The 19,544-nt window shown below is 53.2% G+C and carries 12 protein-coding genes and 4 pseudogenes; 8 read left to right on the top strand and 8 right to left on the bottom strand.

Translation table 11 applies throughout. The annotated features are described in order from the left end of the window. Positions 1–16: 16 nt before the first annotated feature. Positions 17–1,705 carry a PTS fructose transporter subunit IIBC gene (gene fruA, locus CS369_RS08970; protein WP_196906809.1) on the top strand — a complete coding sequence of 563 codons (1,689 nt, stop codon included), beginning with the start codon at positions 17–19 and terminating at the stop codon, positions 1,703–1,705. Positions 1,706–1,761: 56 nt separating this feature from the next. Here fruA and nfo read toward each other — a convergent pair whose 3' ends face one another. Together nfo and CS369_RS08980 are read right to left on the bottom strand one after the other, a co-directional pair. Continuing rightward, on the bottom strand, positions 1,762–2,604 hold the full coding sequence (nfo, locus tag CS369_RS08975) for a deoxyribonuclease IV (RefSeq protein WP_196906810.1): 843 nt from the start codon (positions 2,602–2,604) through the stop codon (positions 1,762–1,764). A 113-nt stretch (positions 2,605–2,717) separates the two neighbouring features. Then, a complete protein-coding gene (locus CS369_RS08980) occupies positions 2,718–3,785 on the bottom strand; it encodes a YeiH family protein (RefSeq protein WP_196906811.1) in 1,068 nt (355 codons plus the stop codon). A 114-nt stretch (positions 3,786–3,899) separates the two neighbouring features. Between CS369_RS08980 and yieE the strand changes: the two are divergent. The 3 genes and pseudogenes from yieE (at position 3,900) to CS369_RS08995 (ending at position 7,866) form a co-directional block, all read left to right on the top strand. Further along, positions 3,900–4,771 (top strand): annotated as a pseudogene (yieE, locus tag CS369_RS08985) (DNA-binding transcriptional regulator YeiE). Positions 4,772–4,914: 143 nt separating this feature from the next. Then, a complete protein-coding gene (locus tag CS369_RS08990; protein WP_196906812.1) occupies positions 4,915–6,390 on the top strand; it encodes an amino acid permease in 1,476 nt (491 codons plus the stop codon). Positions 6,391–6,903: 513 nt separating this feature from the next. After that, complete coding sequence (locus CS369_RS08995; protein ID WP_196906813.1) at positions 6,904–7,866, top strand: 2-hydroxyacid dehydrogenase; 963 nt, start codon at positions 6,904–6,906, stop codon at positions 7,864–7,866. 94 nt (positions 7,867–7,960) lie between these two features. On the opposite strand, the gene CS369_RS09000 is transcribed toward CS369_RS08995, so the two are convergent. From CS369_RS09000 to CS369_RS09015, 4 genes and pseudogenes are all read right to left on the bottom strand, one after another. Beyond that, complete coding sequence (locus CS369_RS09000; protein ID WP_196906814.1) at positions 7,961–8,170, bottom strand: KTSC domain-containing protein; 210 nt, start codon at positions 8,168–8,170, stop codon at positions 7,961–7,963. A 274-nt stretch (positions 8,171–8,444) separates the two neighbouring features. After that, on the bottom strand, positions 8,445–9,287 hold the full coding sequence (gene fghA, locus CS369_RS09005; RefSeq protein ID WP_196906815.1) for an S-formylglutathione hydrolase: 843 nt from the start codon (positions 9,285–9,287) through the stop codon (positions 8,445–8,447). Between the two features lie 25 nt (positions 9,288–9,312). Beyond that, a pseudogene (locus tag CS369_RS09010) lies at positions 9,313–10,434 on the bottom strand (S-(hydroxymethyl)glutathione dehydrogenase/class III alcohol dehydrogenase). A gap of 79 nt (positions 10,435–10,513) precedes the next feature. Further along, entirely contained in the window at positions 10,514–11,380 is an 867-nt protein-coding gene (locus tag CS369_RS09015; RefSeq protein WP_196906816.1) for a LysR family transcriptional regulator, read from the bottom strand. 762 nt (positions 11,381–12,142) lie between these two features. Between CS369_RS09015 and CS369_RS09020 the strand changes: the two are divergent. From CS369_RS09020 to yeiB, 3 genes and pseudogenes are all read left to right on the top strand, one after another. Continuing rightward, positions 12,143–13,738 (top strand): annotated as a pseudogene (locus tag CS369_RS09020) (methyl-accepting chemotaxis protein). 221 nt (positions 13,739–13,959) lie between these two features. Then, positions 13,960–14,628, top strand: a complete 669-nt coding sequence (folE, locus tag CS369_RS09025; RefSeq protein ID WP_196906817.1) for a GTP cyclohydrolase I FolE — start codon at positions 13,960–13,962, stop codon at positions 14,626–14,628. A 68-nt stretch (positions 14,629–14,696) separates the two neighbouring features. Further along, a complete protein-coding gene (yeiB, locus tag CS369_RS09030; RefSeq protein ID WP_196906818.1) occupies positions 14,697–15,860 on the top strand; it encodes a DUF418 domain-containing protein YeiB in 1,164 nt (387 codons plus the stop codon). 39 nt (positions 15,861–15,899) lie between these two features. Here yeiB and sanA read toward each other — a convergent pair whose 3' ends face one another. Further along, the gene (gene sanA / locus CS369_RS09035; protein ID WP_374191047.1) at positions 15,900–16,673 is read right to left on the bottom strand and encodes an outer membrane permeability protein SanA; all 774 of its coding nucleotides are present in this window, start codon (positions 16,671–16,673) and stop codon (positions 15,900–15,902) included. Between the two features lie 177 nt (positions 16,674–16,850). Continuing rightward, positions 16,851–18,188 (bottom strand): annotated as a pseudogene (gene rimO / locus CS369_RS09040) (30S ribosomal protein S12 methylthiotransferase RimO). Positions 18,189–18,409: 221 nt separating this feature from the next. Between rimO and CS369_RS09045 the strand changes: the two are divergent. Further along, a complete protein-coding gene (locus CS369_RS09045) occupies positions 18,410–19,543 on the top strand; it encodes a PQQ-dependent sugar dehydrogenase (protein WP_196906820.1) in 1,134 nt (377 codons plus the stop codon). Position 19,544: the final 1 nt, after the last annotated feature.

Genomic DNA, 19,544 nt, shown 5'->3' on the forward strand with positions numbered 1-19,544 from the left:
CAGCAAGAGATAGATCATGAAAACGCTGCTGATAATAGATAAATCACTGGGGCTTGCCAGAAGCCACCTGGTGAAAAAACTGCTCGGAGCGGCGGCTGCGAAAGCGGACCTGACGCTGACTGACAAGATCGATGAAAGCGAACTGGCGATAGTCCTGGGCGGTGCACTGTCTGCTGACAGCGCGCTCAATGGCAAAAAGGTGTATGTCGGTGATGTTGAGCTGGCGGCAAGTCAGCCTGAGCAGTTCCTGACGCAGGCAAAAGCACAGGCGGAGCCGTATCAGGCCCCTGCGGTTGCTGCGGTGAGTTCGTCTTCAGTACCGCGTATCGTGGCGGTGACGGCGTGCCCGACCGGCGTGGCTCACACCTTTATGGCGGCAGAAGCCATCGAGCAGGAAGCGAAAAAACGCGGCTGGTGGGTGAAAGTGGAAACGCGCGGCTCCGTTGGCGCGGGTAACGCTATCACGCCGGAAGAAGTCGAGCAGGCCGATCTGGTTATTGTGGCAGCGGATATTGAAGTGGATCTGTCGAAGTTTGCCGGCAAAAAAATGTACCGCACCTCAACGGGTCTTGCGTTGAAGAAAACGGCGCAGGAACTGGATAAAGCGCAGGCGGAAGCTACCGTGTTCCAGCCAACAGCACAAAGCGGTGCACAGCCAGCCAGTGCCGGACAGAAAAAGGGCGGCACTGGGTCGTACCGCCATTTGCTGACGGGCGTGTCCTATATGTTGCCGATGGTGGTGGCGGGTGGTTTATGTATTGCGCTTTCTTTTGTGTTTGGTATCGAAGCGTTTAAACAGGAAGGCACGCTGGCTGCACACCTGATGAAGATCGGGGGCGGCTCCGCGTTTGCTCTGATGGTTCCTGTGTTGGCGGGTTACATCGCATTCTCCATTGCTGACCGTCCCGGTCTGGCACCGGGGATGGTCGGAGGCATGTTGGCCGTGAGTACCGGCGCGGGATTCCTTGGTGGTATTATCGCTGGCTTCCTGGCGGGTTACCTGGCGAAAGCGCTCAGCGACCATGTCAAGCTGCCGCAAAGCATGTCAGCCCTGAAGCCGATACTGATTATTCCGCTGGTGGCTACGCTCATCACCGGCTTCATTATGATCTACGTGGTCGGTACTCCGGTGGCGAAGATCCTGACGGGCTTGACCAGTTGGTTGCAATCCATGGGCACGGCTAACGCGGTGATTCTGGGTGCAATCCTGGGCGGCATGATGTGTACTGACATGGGGGGGCCGGTGAACAAGGTGGCCTATGTATTTGGTACCACACTGCTCAGTAGTCAGATTTACGCGCCGATGGCGGCTGTTATGGCCGGAGGCATGGTTCCACCGTTGGCGATGGGCCTTGCGACGTTGGTGGCCGCGAAGAAATTCAGCGCGTCCGAGCGTGAAGGGGGTAAAGCAGCGTTTGTGCTCGGCCTGTGCTTTATCTCTGAAGGGGCGATCCCTTACGCTGCCCGTGACCCGATGCGCGTACTGCCGTGCTGTATTCTGGGCGGGGCTGTTACTGGGGCGCTGTCGATGGCCGTTGGCGCACACCTGATGGCACCGCACGGCGGGCTGTTTGTGCTGTTGATCCCAGGGGCGATCACGCCGGTACTGGGCTACCTGTTCGCGATTCTGGCGGGCACGGCGGTGGCGGGTCTGCTGTATGCTGTGCTGAAAGGCCCTGACGAGCAGTTGGTGAAAGCGGCGTAAGTGGTAAGCCAATACTGAACGTGATGCAAAAACGCCAGCCTTACGGCTGGCGTTTTTTATGCGGCTTGTGCCTTTAGCCAGGCAATTTCATCAGCCCAGATATCCGGATTCACGGTTTCCAGAATCAGGGGAATACCGTCAAAACGCGGGTCGCGCATGATATAGCGGAAGGGCGTGTGCCCGATGTTTCCGGCACCCAGACTGTGGTGGCGATCGACGCGGCTGTTAAAGGTACTTTTGGCATCGTTTAAGTGCATACCGCGCAGATAACCAAAGCCCACGGTACGATCGAACTCGGCAAAGGTGTCATCACAGGCGCCGTCGGTGCGGATATCATAGCCACCGGCAAAGGCGTGGCAGGTATCAATGCAGACCCCTACGCGGGTTTTATCCTCGACGCCCTCGATGATTGCCGCCAGATGCTCAAAGCGGAATCCCAAGTTGGTGCCTTGGCCTGCGGTGTTTTCGATGACTGCTGTTACGCCTTGAGTGACATCGAGAGCGATATTGATCGACTCGGCAATGCGTGCCAGGCAGTCACGCTCATCAATCTGTTTTAAATGGCTGCCGGGGTGAAAGTTAAGCAATGACAGCCCCAATTGTTGGCAACGCGCAATTTCATCAATAAAAGCGCTGCGTGATTTCTCCAACGCCTCTGTGTCTGGGTGACCGAGGTTGATCAGATAGCTGTCGTGCGGAAGGATCTGCCCCGGTTGGTAGCCGTACTGCTGGCAGGCGGCCTTGAACTGTGTAATGACCGTTTCGGATAACGGTGCGGCCTGCCATTGGCGCTGATTTTTGGTGAACAAGGCAAATGCGGTTGCCTTAAGTTCGTGGGCTCTGATGACCGCCTGATCCACACCGCCGGCAGCGCTGACGTGTGCGCCTACATATTTCATGCTGTTCTCCTTATTGCTCTGGCGCACAGTATGCCACTGTTATTAACCAAAGGTGATCGCTTGAGCTAAAAAGCGTAACAACATGCTAACCGCGTGGCGCGAAAAAGGCGCATTTATGCCAACAACGCCGTGATGCCAAGGTTGATGCCGGCACCGCCGACAATCAGCCAGATAAACAGTAATAGCGCCAGCAGCAATGGCTTGGTACCTGCACGACGTACGGCGCTGAGGCGGGTTGTCACGCCCAAGGCGCCCATCGCCATCGCCAATAACAGATTATCAATCTGGTTGACGGTAGTTAACCAGGTATCCGGCAGCCAGTGGAACGAATTAAACCCGGCTACGGCGATAAAACCTACGGCAAACCAGGGGAAGGCCATTGGCGTTTTTTCTGTTGTGCTGCTGGTGTGGCGTTGCAGAAATCCCCCCAATAGCATGAGAAATGGAGCCAGCAGCATGACGCGTAACATCTTGCTAATCACTGCGGTGTTTTCGACCTCCGGTGAAATGCTGTGCCCTGCCGCCACAACCTGGGCCACTTCATGTACGGTGGAGCCAATATAAACGCCGAACATCTGTGGCGAGATGGGTAAATAGTCGCCAGTCACGGCCAGCGCATAGAGACAAGGATAAAGAAACATGGTGATAGTGCCGAAGATGACGACGGTGGCGACAGCAATCGCGATGCTGTCGCCCTCCGCCTTGACCGTTGGCGCGGTGGCCAGCACCGCTGCGGCACCGCAAATGCTGCTGCCTGCACCGAGGAGATATACTGTCTTGTCATCAAGGCCAAGCGGGGTTTTACCGAGATAACAGGCAAGAAGAAAGGTGGATGTCAGCATCAGGGCATCAATAACGAGTCCGCTGATACCCAGCGCAGCAATGTGTTGCAGGCTGAGACGAAAGCCATAGAGCACAATGCTCAAACGTAGAAGATGATGCTTTGACCAATTAACACCCTCATCACAGTAGCGTTGCAGGCGTGGGTAAAGCGTGTTGCCGATCAATGCGCCGCCCACCATGGCAAGGGTCAGTGAACCCAATCCCATGTGGGCAACCGAAGGGATCGCGGCCAGTTGCAGAAAACCGACGGTCATGAGAGCAATAAAAAGCAGGCCAGGTAGCTTGCGTAAAAGCGGGTGGATAGATTTATCACTTTGAATTATAAAAATAGATGCCATTGTAATACCTGTTTGAAGTCGAGCTAACCTGGAACACAGCCTATGATGAGTGGCCATAAAAGAGAAATTGATTATATGCTTATAACCTATTGCTATTTCCGGTAAGGGCTAACGATGCACATCACGTTGAGACAACTTGAAGTTTTTGCAGAGGTCCTGAAAAGCGGATCGACCACACAAGGGTCCGTTATGCTGGCCCTTTCTCAGTCTGCCGTGAGCGCAGCGTTATCGGATTTAGAAGCGCAACTGGGCGTACAGCTGTTCGATCGCGTTGGTAAGCGCTTGGTGGTGAATGAGCATGGGCGATTGCTTTATCCAAAAGCGTTGGCCATCCTGGAGCAGTCGCTGGAGATAGAAAAAATGTTCCAGCAAGAGAATGGTGCGTTACGCGTGTTAGCCAGCAGCACCATTGGTAACTATCTGTTGCCTGCCATGATTGCCCGCTATCGCCGAGATTATCCCTCCATCCCTTTTGAGCTGCACGTGGGCAACACCCAGGACGTGGTGACGGCGGTGGCGGAATTCAGCGTCGATCTCGGTTTTATCGAGGGTCCTTGTCATCATCCGGATTTGGTGACGCAGCCTTGGTTAGAGGATGAACTTGTGGTCTTTTGCGCCCCTGAGAATCTCCTTGCACAGCAGACGGTTACCGTCCCTATGCTGGCGAGGCGCCGTGGATCTTGCGTGAACGCGGCTCAGGCACGCGGGAAGTCCTGGATCACCAGCTCTTGGCACAATTGCCCCATTTTAAACTGGTGATGGAGTTGGGGAACTCCGAGGCCATCAAGCATGCGGTGCGTCACGGTATAGGTATCAGCTGTCTGTCGCGTCGCGTCATTGCCGATCAGCTTGCCGCGGGGTCGCTGGTGGCGTTGCAACTGGAGCAACCACACTTGGTGCGCACACTTTATCTGGTGCACCACAGACAAAAACACCTTTCCAATGTGTTGCAACGCTTTCTGGAATACTGTCAGCTAGCAAAGTAGGGGTGACTGCGGCCATTCGACTTTCTTATTGCTAATGATGGCGAGGCAGTTATGAAGCTCTCTTATAACTCGGTAATGATAGCGATTCTGTAGAAAACGATTTGCTACAATCCCGCTTCATTTTAGATAGAGCGCAGGATATTATGGCTCAGCAACAATTACATAGCACATCTCAGGGCGCACCAACGCTGCGCCGTGAGCTTAAAGCGCGGCATCTCACCATGATTGCCATTGGCGGATCCATCGGCACCGGGCTGTTTGTGGCTTCAGGCGCAACCATTTCGCAGGCCGGTCCCGGTGGGGCGCTGCTCTCCTATGCGCTTATCGGGCTGATGGTCTACTTTTTGATGACCAGCCTGGGCGAACTGGCTGCGTTTATGCCCGTCTCAGGATCGTTTTCCACTTATGGTGCCAAATATGTAGAAGAGGGCTTTGGCTTCGCGCTAGGATGGAACTACTGGTACAACTGGGCGGTGACGATAGCCGTCGATCTGGTCGCGGCGCAGTTGGTGATGGGTTACTGGTTCCCCGAGGTTTCCGGCTGGATTTGGAGTGCTCTGTTTTTAGTATTGATGTTTCTGCTTAACTACATCTCGGTAAAAGGGTTTGGTGAGGCAGAATATTGGTTCTCACTGATCAAAGTGGTCACCGTCGTGGTCTTTATCGCCGTAGGCGTGCTGATGATCGTCGGCATTCTGCGCGGTGCAGAGAACGCAGGCTGGCACAACTGGCAAATTGGCGATGCGCCTTTTTCTGGTGGCTTCTCGGCGATGATTGGTGTGGCGATGATCGTCGGCTTCTCCTTCCAGGGCACGGAGCTTATCGGCGTAGCGGCGGGTGAATCAAAAGATCCTGCGCAAAATATTCCACGCGCTATTCGTCAGGTGTTCTGGCGTATATTGCTGTTCTACGTGTTTGCCATCCTGATTATCAGCCTGATTATTCCTTATACCGACCCCAACTTGCTGCGTAATGATGTAAAAGACATTACGGTTAGCCCGTTTACGCTGGTGTTCCAGAGTGCCGGGTTGCTGTCGGCGGCGGCGGTGATGAATGCGGTGATCCTGACGGCAGTGCTCTCTGCGGGTAACTCCGGAATGTACGCTTCAACGCGCATGCTCTTTACTCTGGCGCAGGAAGGCAAAGCGCCGCGTATGTTTGCCAAACTCTCCAAAGGTGGCGTCCCGCGCAATGCGCTGTATGCGACCACCGTTGTGGCGGGACTCTGTTTCCTGACCTCGATGTTTGGTAACCAAACGGTCTATCTCTGGCTGCTGAATACCTCCGGCATGACCGGTTTTATCGCCTGGTTGGGGATTGCGATTAGCCACTATCGTTTCCGTCGTGGCTATGTGCAGCAAGGGTTGGATCTTAACGCGCTGCCGTACCGCTCGGGATTCTTTCCGATTGGGCCGATCTTCGCGTTCGTGCTTTGCCTGCTGATCACCCTGGGGCAAAACTACCAGGCATTTTTGCAAGATAACATTGACTGGTATGGCGTCACCGCAACCTATATTGGCATTCCATTATTTTTGCTGATTTGGTTCGGTTATAAGTTGTCCCGCGGAACGCGTTTTGTGAAATATGCAGAAATGACTTTTCCTGACTTTCACAAATAACGGTTAAGCATGTGATTCGATCGCGCCATTGGTAATCTGATTACTAATGGCGTTTTTTATGGAAATACGTCGTTGCTGAATAATGTGGTTACAGCGTTAATTCGCAACGCGTAAAAAAACTTCTCCTCTTATGTCGTAATTCAGTATATCTACCGAGCTTTTCTATCATATTGTATAAGCGTGCTGACAAATAGTTTACCAGGGTGACTATTTAACGCGTATCCACCATTATTTCAGCCAAAAAGCGTCTTTCACGTGTGTCAGTCATCACAATAAATGTTAATAAGTTCAATGCTATTTGCAGTTAACTTGATGTGCAAATTAACATTGTCGCTGGTTGTTGATAACAATACACGCTGCTTAGTTAAAATAAAAAAAATGTCGAATAACAATAAAGCGTGGCAACATGAAAAAAATTAACCTTCAGCGTATAAAAAACAGTATTCATTATCGTTTTTAATGTTTGTTATTATCATCAAATAAATCACAACGATAACTCTCGGGGCTGACATCATGTTGAAAATCACTTTCCTGGATAAAGGGGCATTGCCTGAAACTATTTTCTGGAAAAAGCATTTTTTTCGCAGACCGCAATGTCAACACGAATGGATCGAATATAGCTACACGCCGCCGGAACTGGTGGTTGAACGCGCGCAAGGGTGTGAGGTGATTATCACCAATAAAGTGGTGCTGACGCGTGAGATTCTGCAAGCGTTGCCTGCGCTAAAACTGATCGCGGTTACCGCAACCGGTGTGAACAATATTGATGTCGCCGCCGCACAGGAACTGGGGATCGCTGTGCGCAACGTTCCTGCGTATTCGACGCAATCGGTCGCTGAACATGTGATCGCCATGATATTTTCTCTCAAGCATAGTCTGATGGGCTGGTATCGCGATCAGCTCAGCGATCGCTGGGCCGCGCAAAATCAGTTTTGCTATTTCGATCATCCGGTGAAAGATATCGCGGGTTCAACGCTTGGCATCATCGGTTCCGGTGCGATAGGGCAAGAGGTCGCACGATTAGCCAGTGCGGTGGGCATGAAAGTGCTGTTTGCGGAACGAGGTGGTGCGGCGCAGTGTCGGCCCGGTTATTTACCGTTTGAACAAGTGATGCAAACGGCCGATGTTATCTCGCTGCATTGCCCACTGACAGTGGATACCCAGGGTTTGATCAACGCACAGACGCTGGTACTGTGTAAGCCGTCGGCGTTTATCATTAATACGACGCGCGGGGCGTTGGTGGATGAACCAGCGTTGCTGTCAGTACTTTTGCAGCATCGCATTGCGGGGGCGGCGTTGGACGGATTTACACAGGAGCCACCGTCGTTGGATAACCCGCTGATGAAAGCCGCAAAAACCATGCCGAACCTGTTGATTACCCCGCACATCGCCTGGACATCCGGCTCTGCGTTGCAAGTGCTGATGGAAAAAACCATCGCTAATATCGATGAATTTGTGCAGCAGCAAGGGCTCTAACGATATCGGTGCCTGATTCAAGCAGATGCGCGCGCCGAGATAGTGCGCAGCGGGCCGTTGTTGGCCCGCTACCGATAAGGCGCTTACTCTGTGATTACAGTTTATCGAAGGGAAATGAGTTTTTGATGTAGCGCGTGTAGTAACGGTACTTTGCCGTACTGGACAGCAACTCTTCATAGATCATCCGGGCGACACCTTTGTACAGATAGACGCTGCCGTTCAGCAGTTCAATTTCCAGATGCTTTTTTTCTTCATCATAGCCGACAGAAAACAGTTCGATTGAAGTCGTTCGTTTACGTTGCAAACCAAATCCCTCCCAGTGAAATCCCCCCTGTTTATACGTCGCCCTATTCTGACGTAGCGTTCCGCTAAACAGGTCCCTGAAACAGTTTCTTGCATTGCCCAGTCAATCACGGATTATGTGACAAAAAAAGCAATTTAACAATCTGTTGCTGAATGCAATATCGCAAAAAACGCTATCAAAGCGTCGTGTGATCGTTGATTGTCGGCACAACGTAAGCGATCGGCAGGGGAGGAATGAGGCAGATCAGGCTACCTGCCTCATTGGAGGATGCCGCTTAAGCCTTCAGATGGCTGGCATGAAAACGCAAATGGTCTTCAATATAGCTGGCAATAAAGTAGTAGCTGTGATCATAGCCAGACTGCGTGCGTAACGTCAGCGGCCAACCCTGTTCCTCTGCCAGCTTTGCCAGGCGCACGGGCTGCAACTGATCGGGTAAAAACTGATCGCTGTCGCCCTGATCGACCAGCAGCGGCAATCGAGACGAGGTCTGCGCCAGCAGATAGCAGGTGTCGTATTCACGCCAGGTCGTTTCATCTGTGCCCAGATAAGCGGTAAAGGCTTTACGTCCCCAGGGAACCTCGCTTGGGTTAACGATGGGTGCAAATGCGGAAGCGGACTGATAACGCTCCGGATGACGCAGTGCCAGCATTAATGCGCCGTGACCGCCCATTGAGTGCCCACTGATCGACTGACGATCGCTGACGTTGAAATGCTCACGCACCAGCGCAGGCAGCTCGCTGCTGACATAGTCGTACATGCGATAGTGCGCAGCCCAAGGTGCTTGGGTGGCGTTGACGTAAAATCCCGCCCCCTGGCCCAGGTCGTATCCGGGATCGTTAGCCACCGCCTCGCCACGCGGGCTGGTATCCGGCATCACCAGTACCAGCCCCAGTTCAGCGGCGATACGTTGCGCGCCAGCCTTGGTGGTGAAGTTCTCATCATTGCAGGTCAGGCCGGACAGCCAATACAGCACCGGCGGTGGCGTATCGTCTGCGGTTGGCGGCAGATAAATGCTGAACGTCATCGGGCCATTCACACTGCTCGAGGTATGACGATAGCGCTGCTGCCAACCGCCAAACAGGCGATGCTCTTCCAGTAATTCCAGCGTCTCGTTCATGGGGGCGTGCCTCCTTGTGCGTGGATTAACGGTAGTGGATAACGGTACGAATCGATTTGTCTTCATGCATCAAATCGAAGGCTTCATTAATCTGTTCCAGCGGCATGGTATGAGTAATGAAATCTTTTAGCGGGAATTCACCTTTCAGATAGCGATCGACGATACCGGGCAGTTGACTACGGCCTTTCACACCACCAAACGCTGAGCCGCGCCATACGCGTCCAGTCACCAATTGGAACGGACGAGTAGCGATTTATTCTCCGGCACCGGCAACGCCGATGATAACGGATTCGCCCCAGCCCTTGTGGCAGCACTCTAGTGCGGAACGCATTACGTTAACGTTGCCAATGCATTCAAACGAGAAGTCCACGCCGCCATCGGTCAGTTCAACAATCACATCCTGAATCGGTTTGTCGTGATCTTTCGGGTTGATCAGATCGGTTGCCCCCAGTTTGCGGGCCAGATCGAACTTGCTGGTGTTGATATCAATACCGATGATGCGTCCAGCCCCGGCCATCTGTGCGCCGATAATCGCCGACAGGCCGATACCGCCCAGACCGAACACGGCGACGCTGTCACCGGGTTTCACCTTGGCCGTATTCAGTACGGCACCTATACCGGTGGTTACGCCACAGCCCAGCAGGCACACTTCTTCCAGCGGCGCTTCCTTATTGATCTTCGCCAGGGAAATTTCAGGCACTACTGTCAGTTCCGCGAAGGTGGAGGTGCCCATGTAGTGAAAAATCGGTTTACCCTCTTTAAAGAAACGCGTGGTGCCATCCGGCATCAACCCTTTGCCTTGGGTACTACGAATCGACTGGCACAGGTTGGTTTTTCCGGAGCGAAAAAATTTACACTCGCCACATTCTGGCGTATACAGCGGAATTACGTGATCGCCGACGGCAACGCTGGTCACGCCCTCGCCAATGGCTTCAACGATACCGCCTCCTTCGTGCCCGAGAATGGCAGGAAATACGCCTTCCGGATCTTTGCCAGACAGCGTATAGGCATCGGTGTGGCACACGCCCGTCGCGACGATACGCACCAGGACTTCGCCTTTTTGTGGCGGCATCAAATCAACCTCTTCAATCGAGAGCGGTTGGTTAGGACCCCAGGCGACAGCGGCGCGGGTTTTGATCATGTTCATGGTGTGCTCCTCTAGGTAATGCAGTTGCAATCAGGGGATGGGCCTCTCGCGATACTGCCCGCAAGAGGCGAAAGTGCGTTTATGTATCGAACTGCTCGATAATCAGTTTCTTAAAGTATTCCACATTGGGGCCAAAAGCGTCTCGTCGCCATATCAGCCAGGTGGATGCGTTAGCCAGCGGCTCGGGCAAAAGATGGCATTGTACCCGATCACGTGCCGCCAGCGCGTCTAGCACCGACAGTGGCAACAACGCCACGCCGGCTCCGCTTGCGACGTAGGCCAGCATCGCCGCATAGGAGGCCACATCAAGCGTGTGACCGGGTGTAACACCTGCCTGATGAAACCAGGTTTCCAATTTGTGTCGATAGGCGCAGCCTGCGCGAAAAGCCAGCAGCGTGATGCCAGCGATATCCTGCGGATGAGCGATTGGCGCATGGTCCAAGGCTGAAATCAGAACCAGCGTTTCGTCAAACGCGGCACATCCGTTAAGTTCGTCTGCCCGTATTGGCTCGTCTACCAGCGCGGTCGCCAGGGTTCCGGCTCTTACCCGCTCGACGATATCACTGGACACCGAGCAGGTCAGGGCGACAGACACGGTGGGGTAGCGTTTATGGTAGGCCGACAGCAACGCGGGAAGATGGCTCACGGCGAGGCTTTCCATCGCGCCCAGGGCGAAATTTCCGGTGGGTTCCCCCGCGCGTGTCATGCTGATCGCTTCTTCACTCAATGCTAAAATACGTTCTGCATAGCAGAGAAAATTGTGCCCCACCGGGGACAAACGCAGTCGCTGTTTCTCGCGAATAAACAGATCGCGTCCTAATTCCTGTTCCAGTTGACGCAATCGGGTCGTCAAGTTAGAGGGAACACGCTGCAACAACTCGGCGGCGCGAGCCACTGAGCCTGTTTCCGCCACCAGACAGAACATCCGAAGCTGCGTCAGGTCCATAAGTCTACCTTTCTTTTTGTGAGACTAACTTTGATACACTTATTCATTTTTAATGACAAACTAAGTCTAACGATTGTGACGTGACTTGGCAACGACCTTGTTACATCTGACAGAAAATCGTTGCTGAGGTGCAAGCCGCCCAGCACGATGCTAAAGCGTGATAAACCTATTTCAAGCTTGTTACAAAACTGCAATATTGCGCCTGTCACATAAAGAAAATATCTGATCTTCTGCCAGTTTCTCACAACGTTATGGGTAACATAAATATCCTGCAAGAGGGTAATACCGAATATTAACTGTGACTAATAATAATTATTAGCCTGCTATATATAAAAATAAATTAATATTTACTGGCTAAAAACCGAGAAATATCTACTGTTATTATGCTCTGCGTAGAACGAATAAATACACCGTGTAAAAAAAAGCGTTGGTCGCCAGTGACCTTTCACATCAAAAAATAAAAAAGCCTAATGAAAGCGGAATTTATTACGAAAAAAATCAGTTCGTGCTAACAATTGACTATATTTATTGTTACCGATGTTTTTATCGTGTTTAATGCTCGGCCGGGGTAAAGGTGAGCCATTTATTGCCGATGATGTTAGTTAAGACTGGTAAATGTTTTTTTGTTACACGACAAGGAGTGTTTGATACGTTGTGGCGCATGATCCATGTGTCACGCAGTGACGGCCGATCTCAATGAATACGCGGAAAACAGACAAAAAGCGTAAAAGAAGATCGCTGAATTGGTTACAGGAGTCATCCGTGAACTTTTTAAGAAATATCACCATCAGGGCAATGCTTCTTATCATTTTGGGGGCTTTTCTGCTGTTGTGGGCCGGAGTTTCCCTTTATAGCATGTCATCATTAAGCAAAATTACAGGGCTACTTGAAGCGAGCGAAATACAGAAAAAAAATGTAGAAATGTTGTCGAGAGGTAATGACCAATATTTCCATACTGTGACGCGCATGGTGCGGTCAATGGATTTTAAGCAGGTCGGCAACAGCGCAGACGCTGAAAAAACCTTGACCGCCGCCGCGACCGCATTAAAAAACACCAGTGAGGCTTTAGAACAATTCAAAAATACTGATCATTCTATCGTCGATCCTGAGATTGCTGCTGCCATGGTCAACACCTGGCAAGCCGTTATCAGCAATGGGTTGCAGCCGATGATTGCGGCAGCGCAAGAGAATAAACCCGAGGTGTTTCAACAATTGTTCATGAACACCTACCCACCGCTCAGCGTCGCTTTTGGCGGCGCGATGGAAAAATACCAGAACAGCATTACGTCGCGTTCAACCGAGTCGTTGCAGCAGGTCTATTCTCTGCTGTCATGGGGCAGAAGTGTGCTGCTGGCGGCATTGGTGATCGGTGCTTTGATGCTATTGCTCACCGACCGTTATCTGGTGAACTATCTGGTGCGGCCGTTAAATGATATCAAGGCCCATTTTCGTGTGATGGCAGATGGCGATCTCGGCAGCCCGGTCATCGAATTTGGACGTAACTGCGTTGGACAACTGATCCCTTACCTCAGAGACGTGCAGAATAAATTGATTGGTACGGTTTCCACCATTCGTGACAGTTCTGCTGCCATCTATCAAGGCTCGAGCGAGATTCGTAGTGGCAATAGCCACCTTTCGGCACGTACCGAACAGCAGACCGCCGCTTTGGCCGAAACCGCTGCCAGCATGGAGCAACTGAGCGCCACGGTGAAGCAGAATGCCGACAACGTGCATCAGGCGAGTACGCTTTCGCAGGATGCGGCAGTGGCCGCACGGCGCGGCGGCGAAGTGGACTCTGACGTGGTGGAAACCATGGCCAGCATCACCACCAGTTCGAAAAAGATTGCTGATATTACCAGTGTGATTAACGGCATCGCGTTCCAAACCAATATCCTGGCGTTGAACGCTGCGGTGTAAGCCGCGCGAGCTGGTGAACAAGGGCGTGGGTTTGCAGTCGTCGCCGGTGAGGTACGCAATCTGGCACAGCGCAGCGCTCAGACGTCCAAAGAGATTGAAACGCTGATTGCCGAGTCGGTACAACGGGTGGGTAAAGGCTCCGAGCAGGTAGCTCAAACCGGTGATGTGATGAATGCCATTATTGTAGCGGTGACGCGGGTTAACGATCTAATAGGTGAGATCGCCAATGGGTCTGATGAGCAGAGTCGTGGCATCAGTCAAGTCGGGCAAGCGGTTGCTGAGATGGACGGCGTGACGCAGCAGAATGCGTCGCTGGTGGAGCAATCGGCGGGGGCGGTTGCATCGCTGGAGGATCAGGCGCGTCAGCTTACCGAAGCCGTTGCGCTGTTAGCCAGCAGCAAGAAAAGTGCCTCAGCAAACGATAACTGGGAGACGTTCTGACGCCCAGCGGCGTAAAACAGTCACCATAAGCAACTTGTTATCCTATAGCGTCAGACGGACACGTCTGACGCTTTTTTTGTTCTACGATCCGTTATCCCTCGGCATGAAGTTGAACCTATTTCACCCATGATGAATTACAATCACTGGATAATCCTGCGTCACTCCACTAGAGTGAACACGCTTGGAATGTCACACCTGCCGGAGAAGGGAGAAGAAAGAGAATGACCCCCACGTTGAGTCGCGAAGCGGCGATGGTTCATGAAGCGTTGCTGGCGCGCGGTCTGGAAACCCCGCTGCGCGGCGCGCTGCTGGATGCCGCTACCCGCAAGGCGCGCATCGCCGAACACATGACCGAAATCATGAATCTGCTGAGTCTCGATCTGCAAGATGACAGCCTGGCAGAAACGCCACATCGCATCGCAAAAATGTATGTGGATGAAATTTTCGCTGGGTTGGACTATGCCAATTTCCCAAAAATCACCATCATTGAAAACAAAATGGAAGTGGATGAAATGGTTACCGTGCGTGATATCACACTGACCAGCACCTGCGAGCACCATTTTGTCACCATCGATGGCAAGGCAACCGTCGCTTATATCCCGAAGGAAAGGGTGATTGGCCTGTCGAAGATCAACCGTATCGTGCAGTTTTTTGCACAGCGTCCGCAGGTACAGGAGCGTTTGACCCAGCAGATTCTTGTCGCGCTGCAAACCCTGCTGGGTACCAGCAACGTCGCAGTATCGATAGATGCTGTGCACTACTGTGTCAAAGCGCGCGGTATTTGTGATGCGACCAGTGCGACGACCACCACATCGCTGGGTGGTCTGTTCAAATCGAGCCAGAATACGCGTCAGGAATTCTTGCGCGCTGTGCGTCACCACCAGCACTGATCCTTGTGCCCCAGCCACCAAGTGTGGCTGTCGGCGGCATGCGTCCCATTGGATTGGCATAAACGCCTATGAAGTCTCTCTCTCCGTCATCGTCGCGCCGTATCGCCACGTTGGATTTCGTGCGCGGCGTTGCCGTATTGGGCATCTTATTGCTCAATATCACCGCATTCGGTCTGCCCAAAGCTGCCTATCTTAACCCTGCCTACGCTGGTTATCCCGCACTGCGTGATGCGCTAACCTGGGCTGTGATGGATCTGTTGGCGCAGGCGAAGTTTCTGACACTGTTCGCCTTGTTGTTTGGTGCAGGCTTACAACTGCTGCTGCCGCGAGGTACGCGTTGGGTGCATGCGCGCCTGTTCTGGTTGATGCTGATTGGCTTGTTGCACGGCATTTTCCTGTGGGATGGTGATATCTTGCTGGATTACGGCCTGATCGGCTTGCTCTGCTTTGCCATGATTCGACAGGCGGACAGCAGCCGCATGCTGATGCGTATGGGCGTGGTAATGTACGCCGTAGGCGTTGGCATGCTGGTAGTGTTAAGCCAGATTCTCAGCCCGGAGTCGGGGCGCTACTGGTTGCCGGGTGACGCAGACATGGCCTACGAGGCCTATTGGCTCCAACTGGGGGGCGTAGAAGCGTGGCGCAATCGCGTGGATCTGCTGATCGAGAGTTTATTGTCGCTGGGCGTGCAATATGGCTGGCTGCTGGCAGGCTCATTGCTGCTGGGGGCCGGGTTGATGCGTAGCGGTTGGCTGCGCGGTGAATTCAGCACGGCGCATTATCGCAAGGTTGCGCTGTGGTTCATCGCGGGGGGATTGCTGATTGACGCTGTCGGCATGGTCTTGCAGTGGCATCTTGCCTGGGAGTACCGCTGGAGCGGGCTGTTGCTGCAAATTCCTCGCGATATTGCCGCGCCAATTCAGGCCATCGGTTATCTGGCACTCTGCTACGGGTATTGGTCAACGTTACGACAATGGCGGGTATCCTCCTGGATAGGCGACATCGGACGAATGGCGTTGAGCAGCTATCTGTTGCAGACGCTGATCTGCACCCGATTCTTTTATCACTGGGGCGGTTTTATGCAGTTCGACCGTTTGCAATTGCTGGGCATTGTACCGTTTATCTGGTTGATTAACGGTTTGGCGGCGTACTGGCTGCGTAATTTCGAACAAGGCCCACTGGAATGGGGATGGCGACGCTTAACCAGGCTGATTGCCGGGCCTTCGCGTTAATCTGGCCGATAACCTCGTTTGATAGTGGCAGCACCCGCATTATGGCTGTTGTGGCGCGCTAGCGCCGTTTGCGTTGGCGCTACCGTCATGCTCTTTTTCAGCGGGCGGATTGTCTAACGTGCTGAGCAATTCGGGTGGTACAGCAGGATAATCAGGCTCATCCTTGGCAATTTTATGCTCTGCTGGGATGGGCACCAGCGGGCCAAGGAAGCGGGGTTCGCGTTTGAGAATATAGAGATCGAACAGCGTCCCTAGCCGGGCACCCACCTCACGCAGCCGGATCGTCATCATGTTTTTCGGCGAGGGTACCGAGTAACACTGTGCCTGAATGCCCATATGCATAGCGATAAACAGCGCGCGTTCGCAGTGGAAGCGCTGGGTAATAATCGTGAAATCGTTGGTATCAAACACTTTGCGTGTGCGCACAATCGAGTCCAACGTGCGGAACCCTGCGTAATCCAGCACAATGTCGCTGGGTGAAATGCCCGCTGCGATCAAATCGCGCCGCATGGTCATCGGTTCATTGTAACTTTGCAGCGCGTTGTCACCGCTGAGCAGCAAATAGCTGACTTTCCCGCCGTTGTATGCATTGATAGCCCCTTGAATACGGAACAGGTAGTACTGATTCAATGCGCCAACGCGGTAATATTTTGCCGTGCCCAGCACTACTCCCACTTGACGCTCCGGCAGCGTAGCTAAATCGTCATAGATGTAAGGTGCCGTTTTCCAGCCAATCCACCGGTCCAGAGCGAATGCTGACAGTAATGATACGCAAAAAACAATACCTGAACCGACTATCAGGCGCTTCCATATGCTCATACGGGTATCAAAATGAGAAAAAAGATCATGAACAAAGGCTACTTTACCCGTCTGGTGTAAGCAAGCCATAGCCAAGGTAATAGCCGATTATTGATTGATTGTTGTGCGATCGCGCGAAAAGCAGGCAAAAAAAACCGGCCAGAGGGCCGGTTTGTGCGGTGTGAGGTCCGGTTAGTTTACCCGGCTGCCCCACAGATCGTATTCATCGGCGTGTTCGATAACCACCTGCACAACATCACCCACTTTGACGTTGGTTTCGCCGTTAAGGTAGACGCTGCCATCGATTTCCGGTGCGTCTGCCATGCTGCGGCCAATCGCGCCTTCGTCCTCCACTTCATCGATCAGCACGCGCAATGTGCGGCCGATTTTCTCCTGCAAGCGCTCCGCGGAGATACGATGTTGCAGCGCCATAAAGCGGTGGAAACGTTCTTCTTTGATCGCTTCCGGCACTTGATCCGGCAGCTCGTTTGCCGTTGCGCCTTCAACCGGGCTGTATTGGAAACAGCCCACACGATCCAGCCGCGCTTCGCTCAGAAAATTGAGCAGCATTTGGACATCTTCTTCGGTTTCACCGGGAAAACCGACAATAAAGGTGGAACGCAGCGTCAGATCGGGACACATTGCGCGCCACTGTTTGATTCGCTCCAGCGTGCGTTCTACCGCACCGGGGCGTTTCATCAGCTTGAGAATTTTCGGGCTGGCGTGCTGCAATGGAATATCCAGATAGGGCAGGATCTTGCCCGCGGCCATCAATGGAATCACATCATCCACATGTGGATAGGGGTAAACATAGTGCAACCGCACCCACACGCCCAGTTAGGCAAGCTGTTCACACAAGCTGACCATGCTGGTTTTTACCGGCTGTCCGTTCCAGAAGCCATTGCGCTGCTTCACATCGGCACCGTAGGCCGAGGTATCCTGCGAAATCACCAGTAGCTCTTTCACACCCGCTTCAACCAGGCGTTTGGCTTCATCCAGCACGCTGCCAATTGGGCGGCTATCCAAATCGCCGCGCATCGACGGAATGATGCAGAAGGTGCAGCGATGGTTGCAGCCTTCAGAAATCTTCAGATAGGCATAATGCTTGGGGGTCAGCTTGACGCCCTGAGCCGGTACCAGACTGGTAAAGGGATCATGCGCCGGTTTGGGAACATAATGATGCACATGCGAGATCACCTGCTCATAGCTGTGCGGCCCAGAGATTTCCAACACTTTCGGGTGCACTTCACGGATTTGGTTCTCTTTGGCACCGAGGCAACCGGTAACGAGCACTTTGCCGTTTTCGTTCAGTGCTTCGCCAATGGCTTCCAGCGACTCTTGCACCGCGCTGTCGATGAAACCGCAGGTATTGACGATAACCACCTCGGCATCATCGTAGGTTGGCACAACCTGATAGCCCTCATTGCGCAATTCGGTCAGGATACGCTCGGAATCGACCAGGTTTTTCGGGCAACCGAGACTGACAAAACCGACTTTCGGCGCGGCGGCAGGTGTTTTTGTGTGGGACATTCAACGTTACTCACTTTGCATCAATGGCGCGGGATTTTAATTGCATTACGGCAAATATTATACAGCTAAGTGTGGGGGTAATGCGAGAACGTGGCGACATGCGCTATCAGGCGCGTGATTTGCCGCGTTAACGTCAAGAAAAGTAAAACGCCGTTGCTTTTTTTGCGTGCCGTGGCGGTGCTGCCTACAGTTAGTGAAATGCCTTGCCAAGGAGCCCTACCATGCTGTTTTCATTGACCCGCATCGTTACTGCCCCTGCTCGCGGTTTGCTGCCGCTTGCACTTACCGTTGCCACCCTGTTGCTGGCGGCGCAGCCTGCGGTGACGGAGTTGCAGGATAAACTGGACCACCCCTGGTCACTGGCCTTCTTACTGAGAAATAACGGCATGCTGATTACCGAACGTGCCGGGCAATTGCGGCACTGGCAGGAGGGGAAGGGGCTTTCCGCAACGATTGAGGGCGTACCGGCGGTATTTGCCAAATCTCAGGGGGGATTGCTGGAAGTTGCTCTGGCCCCAGATTTTGCACAAAGCCGTCGTATTTACCTGAGTTTTGCCGAAGTGGGCGATGACGGTAATGCGGGCACTGCCGTAGGGTATGGGCGTTTATCTGAGGATTACCACCATGTGGAGCAGTTCACCGTATTCTTCCGCCAACAGCCCAAACTCTCCAGCGGCAATCACTTTGGCGGCAAGTTGGCTTTCGATAAAAACGGTATGCTGTTTATCTCGCTCGGTGAAAATAACCAGCGTCCCACTGCGCAGGATCTGGATAAGCTGCAAGGGAAGATCGTGCGGCTGACGGCGGAAGGTAAAGTCCCTGTCGATAATCCCTTTGTGAACAAGGCCGGGGCGCGACCGGAAATATGGTCCTACGGTCACCGTAATCCGCAGGGGCTGGCCCTTAACCCGGTTACCGGAACCCTGTGGGAGCACGAGCATGGTCCGCGCGGTGGTGATGAAATCAACTTTCCCGCCGCCGGGAAAAACTACGGTTGGCCATTGGCGACGCACGGTATCAACTACTCTGGGCTGAAAATTCCGGAAGCGAAGGGAGCCCGTGTGCCGGGCATGGCCGATCCGGCGCACGTGTGGGAAAAGTCGCCCGGTATCAGCGGTATGACATTTTATCAGGACGAGCGCTTCCCGCAATGGAAAAATTCGGTGTTTATCGGCGCCTTGGCAGAGCGCAACCTGATACGCCTAACGCTGGAGGGCGATCGAATCCTGTCTGAGGAGCGCTTGCTGGCGGATCGCAATGAACGTATCCGCGAAGTCAGGGTGGGGCCGGATGGTTACCTGTACCTGCTCACCGATGACAGCGATGGAAAATTGCTGCGTGTCGGGCTGCAATAAC

Source organism: Candidatus Symbiopectobacterium sp. 'North America', from assembly GCF_015762685.1.
Taxonomy (GTDB): Bacteria; Pseudomonadota; Gammaproteobacteria; order Enterobacterales; family Enterobacteriaceae; genus Symbiopectobacterium.